The following is a 3,980-nucleotide window of genomic DNA, read 5'->3' as shown; positions in this document are numbered from 1 at the left end:
CGCCGCCTCCACGCCGAGCGCTTCGCGCTCGCGCTCGGCGCGCGCGACCCGTCGCGCGCCGCGGCGCAGCTGGCACTCGGCGATGAAGGGCCGCGCGTCACCTGGCATCGCTACGACGCGCAGCGCCCCGACACCGCCGCGTCCTGGATCGCGGAGGCGGTCGGCGCGCATGGCCGGCTGGATGCGCTGGTGAACAATGCCGGAATCCTGCGCAAGGTGACCTTCGAGGAAGGCTCTGAGGACGACCTCGACGCGATGTGGGAGGTCAACGTCAAGGGCCCGTTCCGCGCCATCCAGGCCGCGCTGCCGCATCTGCGCGCCGCGGGCCATGGACGGCTGGTCAACATCGCTTCCACCGACGGCAAGCGGATCCGCGATCCGTCGGCGCCGCTCGGCTACGCGATGACCAAGCACGCACTGATGGCGCTGACCCATGCGGCGCGCTTCGCGGGCCATGCGGATGGACTGCGCGCCACCGCCCTTTGCCCCGGCGCGATCGACACGGAGCTGATCGCCGGGCTGGTGGGCGCGACGCCGGCGGCGGGGCGGCTCAAGCCGGAGACCGTCGCCGAGATCGTCTGCCTGCTGCTGCGCCTGCCGGACCAGGCGAATGTCGCGGAGCTGGTCGTCAACACCCGGCTCGAGGCGATGCTGTGAACGCGCGCGATCGCCGGAGGGCGAAGGGCCGGTCCGTCCCGAGAACCGGAAGCGTGGATCGCGCGCGTCGTACGAGGCTAGGCCAGCGCTCCGGGCGCGAAGCCCGCGATCTCGGGATCGTCCGCGCGGCGCCGTCCGAGCGCGAGCTCCGCGATCACGCGCGCGACATGCGGGCCTGCCGTGAACCCCATCCAGGGGAAGAAGCAGAGGAAGACGCCCGCCGCGCCCGGCAGCTCGCCGAGGATCGGTCGCCAGTCCTGCGTGCCGTTCACGATCGCGGCCCAGCTCCGCACCACGCGCATCCGCGCCACCGCCGGCACCGCGGCGATGGCCAGCCGAAGGTTCGGGATCAGCGACTCCTCGCTGACGACGGGCAGCCCGGTGACGGGATGCAGTCGCGCCGGCCAGCCGCCGCCGATGATCACGCTGCCCTGCGCCGTCTGCTTCAGCGAGAGCCGGTCTGCGGCGGAATAGACCAGGTGCGGGACCAGCGGCGCGACGCGCTCCGTCACCGTGACCTGGATCGGATGCGCCTCCACGGCCAGGTCGAGGCCGAGCCAGCTGGCGACCTCTCCGGCGGCGGCGCCGGCGCAGTTCACGACCCGGCGCGCGCGCACGACGCCGGCATCCGTCGCGACCAGCCACGCATCGCCGTCGCGCGTCATCCCGATCGTCCTGGTCCGGCCGAGGATGCGCGCGCCGTGACGCTGCGCGGCACGGGCGAAGGCGAAGGCCGCCATCAGCGGGTTCGCCTTGCCTTCGATCGGGCAGTAGGTGCCGCCGATCGAATCCGGCGCGAGATAGGGGGCGAGGGCGAGCAGCTCGCCGCGGTCCAGCAGGCGCACCTCGAGCCCTTGCTGCCTCTCGATGGCCGACTTCCGCCGCAGCATCGCGAGCTCAGCGGGACGGCGCGCGACCATCAGGCCGCCCTTCGCAGTCACCTCCAGCTCCGGCGCGGCGAGTTCGGCGGGCAGCTCCATCCAGCGCGCGATGCCGGCCATCATCAGGTGGAGCGTCGGCGCGAAGCGTCGCGCCCAGCCCTCGCCCTGGTTCAGGAAGGGCTCGACGGGGATCTGCGCATGGAAGCTGCCCGAGTTGTTGCCGGACGCCGCCGCGTTCAGCTCGCCCCGCTCGAGCAGCAGCACGTCGGCGCCGCCGTCGCGCGCCAGGTGATAGGCCACCGCGCACCCGGCAAGCCCGCCTCCGATCACCACATAGTCCGCGCGCTCTCGCGCGACATGATCCGCAGAGGAGTCACCCGCCATGGCTGAGCTTCGCGTCGCCGCCTCGACCTTCCCGTTCCTCTATTCGCATTCCGGGCCGGATGCGCTCAAGCACCTCGCGTCGCAGGGCTACCGGAACTTCGAGCTGATGATCTTCCCCCCGCATCTCTGGCCTTCCGCGATGACACCGGCGGCGAAGGCCGGGCTGCGCGGCTGGCTGCAGGGCGAGGGCCATCGCGTCACCAGCTTCTGCTACCCGCTGCTCGACAACAACCCGAACAGCACCTGCCCGATCATGCGGCGCTACACGCTCGACCGCTACAAGGAGGCGGTCGAGCTGGCGGACTACCTCGACTGCCCCTATGTCTGCGCGATCCCCGGCCCGGTGAACTCGCTGATCAACCCGCCCGTGCCCTGGATGCGGGAGTGGTTCGTGGAAGGCATGAAGGAGCTGGTCGCCTTCGCCAAGGGCAGCCGCACCGAGATCATCCTGGAGAACGTGCCCTTCACCTTCCTGCCGACCGCGAAGGACATGCTGGACGTCGCGAACGACATCGACCCCTCCGTCGGGATCAACTTCGACGTCTGCAACAGCGCCTACATCAAGGAGGATCCGGCGGCCGCGATCCGCATGCTCGGCAGCCGCGTGAAGAACGTGCACATCAGCGACAGCGGCTACGAGTTGTTCAAGCACGACCGGCTGGGCACCGGCATGGTGCAGCCCGGCCCGGCTGCTGCCGCGCTGCAGGAGATCGGCTATACCGGCCTGACCGTGCTCGAGATCATCACGGATGCCTGCCAGCCCGGCACGGATCCGGACGGCGATCTCGCGGCAAGCCACGACATCCTGGCCGCGCATGGCTGGGAGCAGCGGCCGTCCAGGCGCTGAGAGAGGGGGTTCGCATGGCCAAGCAGTTCCGCGGCTGCCACACCGTCACAGTCACGCCCTTCACCGAGGATGGCAGCGCGATCGACGTGCCCGCGCTGAAGCGTTTCCTGGACTGGCAGCATGCCTGCGGCGTGCCGGGCGTGATCATCCTCGGCACCACCGGCGAGTTCCTGACGGTCTCCGACGCCGAACGCGAGCAGTACGTGGCGGAGACCGTCGCGCATTGCCGTGGCAGGATGACGGTGATGGTCGGTGCCACCAACGCCCACACGCCGACTGCGGTGCGCCACGCGAAGATGGCCGAGCGCCTCGGCGCCGATGGGCTAATGATCGCGCCGCCCTACTACTACACCGTGACCGAGGACGAGATCTTCGCCTACTACGCCGCGATCAGCGAGGCGGTCTCGATCCCGATCATGCTCTACAACAATCCCTTCACGACGCATGTGGACATCAAGCCGCACCTGGTCGCGAAGCTGACGAAGCAGCTGCCGAACATCCGCTACATCAAGGAAGCGAGCATGGATGTCGGCCGGGTCTTCGACATCGTGGAGGCGACCGCGGGCGTCATGAACGTCTTCGCCGGCGAGCGCGTCGTGGAGAGCTTCAAGCTCGGCGCGGTCGGCTACGTCGACCCCTACGGCAACTACGCGCCGCGCGCATCCACGGCGCTGTTCCCGCTGCTCGAGGCCGGGCGCGTGCGGGAGGCCACCGCGATCCAGCACGTGCTGGACGAGATGACGAACATCATCAAGGAAGGGCACCCGCTCTACGGCCACCAGTGCTACTCGAAGGCGCTGGCGGCGGCGGCGGGCTATCCGGTCGGCGATGTCCGCCCGCCGATCACGACCTTCGCCTCGCTCGGGGAGGAAGGACGCGCCAAGGTGAAGGTGCTCGCGGCGCTGATGGCGAAGCTCGATCGCATGATGGACGAGTTCGCCGCCGGCAAGGCCGCGTGAGGGTCAAGCCAGCCCGCCATCCACGCGCAGCAGCCGCCCGGTGACGGCGGAGGACAGGTCGCTCGCCAGGAACAGGGCGGCCTTGGCGACCTCCTCCTCCGTCGCGATGCGGCCGAGCGGCGTCGCCGCGGCATAGGCCGCCAGCGCGGCGGAGGGGGAGGGGCCGAGGCCGCTCGCGGCGCGCGTCGCGACGCGGCCGCGCAGCGCCTCCGTCGCGACCGGTCCGGGCCCGAGCGCATTGATGCGGATACC

The 3,980-nt window shown here is 70.6% G+C and carries 5 protein-coding genes; 3 read left to right on the top strand and 2 right to left on the bottom strand.

Going from position 1 to position 3,980, the window contains the following annotated elements; all coding sequences use genetic code 11:
- The coding region (locus L2I40_RS20035; RefSeq protein WP_237216944.1) for an SDR family oxidoreductase at positions 1–657 on the top strand (657 nt) is incomplete at its 5' end.
- 77 nt (positions 658–734) lie between these two features.
- Here the strand turns inward: L2I40_RS20035 and L2I40_RS20030 are convergent.
- Positions 735–1,922 (bottom strand): NAD(P)/FAD-dependent oxidoreductase, encoded by a 1,188-nt coding sequence (locus L2I40_RS20030; protein ID WP_237216943.1) that lies wholly within the window; start codon positions 1,920–1,922, stop codon positions 735–737.
- On the opposite strand from L2I40_RS20030, the gene L2I40_RS20025 reads away from it, so the two are divergent.
- Together L2I40_RS20025 and L2I40_RS20020 are read left to right on the top strand one after the other, a co-directional pair.
- Entirely contained in the window at positions 1,921–2,769 is an 849-nt protein-coding gene (locus L2I40_RS20025; protein WP_237216942.1) for a sugar phosphate isomerase/epimerase family protein, read from the top strand. The genes L2I40_RS20030 and L2I40_RS20025 overlap by 2 nt on opposite strands.
- Before the next feature lie 14 nt (positions 2,770–2,783).
- Positions 2,784–3,728, top strand: coding sequence for a dihydrodipicolinate synthase family protein (locus L2I40_RS20020; protein ID WP_237216941.1), 945 nt, complete (start codon positions 2,784–2,786; stop codon positions 3,726–3,728).
- Positions 3,729–3,731: 3 nt separating this feature from the next.
- Here L2I40_RS20020 and L2I40_RS20015 read toward each other — a convergent pair.
- On the bottom strand, positions 3,732–3,980 hold a 249-nt coding region (locus tag L2I40_RS20015; protein WP_237216940.1), incomplete at its 5' end, for an SDR family oxidoreductase.

The sequence above is a fragment of the Falsiroseomonas oryziterrae genome, from assembly GCF_021864505.1.
Classification (GTDB): domain Bacteria; phylum Pseudomonadota; class Alphaproteobacteria; order Acetobacterales; family Acetobacteraceae; genus Falsiroseomonas; species Falsiroseomonas oryziterrae.
Note: the sequence above shows the minus strand (reverse complement) of the source record. Positions and strands in the feature narration are given on the sequence as shown.